1 protein-coding gene and 1 pseudogene are annotated in these 750 nt (G+C 58.8%); both read right to left on the bottom strand.

Annotation, left to right across the window (positions count from 1 at the left end):
* Positions 1 to 297: 297 nt before the first annotated feature.
* A complete protein-coding gene (locus EVC45_RS44965) occupies positions 298 to 516 on the bottom strand; it encodes a hypothetical protein (RefSeq protein WP_129964401.1) in 219 nt (72 codons plus the stop codon).
* Between the two features lie 138 nt (positions 517 to 654).
* Positions 655 to 750, bottom strand: a pseudogene (locus tag EVC45_RS47535) (EscJ/YscJ/HrcJ family type III secretion inner membrane ring protein); the annotation flags it as partial.

Below are 750 nucleotides of genomic sequence, written 5' to 3' on the forward strand. Positions count from 1 at the left end.
CGCGACCACGATTTCAGGCATCGAGTTGACGTATCGCATTCGCAAGGGCCAGTTCGATCTCGCGAAACTCGGCCTCAAGGATGCCGCTGCGCCCGCCGTATGGAATGCGGTGCTGTCCGCTCGATAAGGTCTCCTGCATATAGGAAACTTCTCAACCCGCTTGCCTATTTGCACCAGAACCCTGCATCGCATCATGGATGCCGACGCGCGGCGAACCGCATGCCGGCCCGTAACAAAACGCGGTGCCGTACTACAGACAGCTCGACCAGCCCTTCCGGTCCGCGCGGTTTGGATTTTTTAGTGGGGAGCGGCGCCTTTGATGGTGTCAGCCATGTTTTTGATCATGGCCGCCAACGCACCGGTCAACGCGTTCCGCGCGGTCTCCTGTGCCGTATGCAAGGTCGCCATTCTCGTGGTTGTACCCAGTGCAGACATCTCCTTGTCTATCAGTGCACCGTCGGTAATAGTGCTCCCTGTTGCAGCTAGCCCAACTCCTTTTGATACAAGACCCATCATAACCGTTACTCCTTACAGGTTGAGAAATGCCGCCATTTTGGGACGACCAGCCGTCACTCAGAGCGGCCACGTGCCCGGCGCTGACGGTGGCGCGCCCGATTTGTCCGCAGCCGCCCGACGATACAGCCAGCCGTAGAGCTTCGCGAGATGGGTGAAGTCGGCGACTACCGCGATCACGCTTACCGCATCATAGGTCAGAGCCTCGACGCTGTGCATCACGAGCGTCTTGATCTG

Origin of the sequence: Paraburkholderia sp. UYCP14C, from assembly GCF_004197395.1 — a bacterium.
GTDB lineage: Bacteria > Pseudomonadota > Gammaproteobacteria > Burkholderiales > Burkholderiaceae > Paraburkholderia.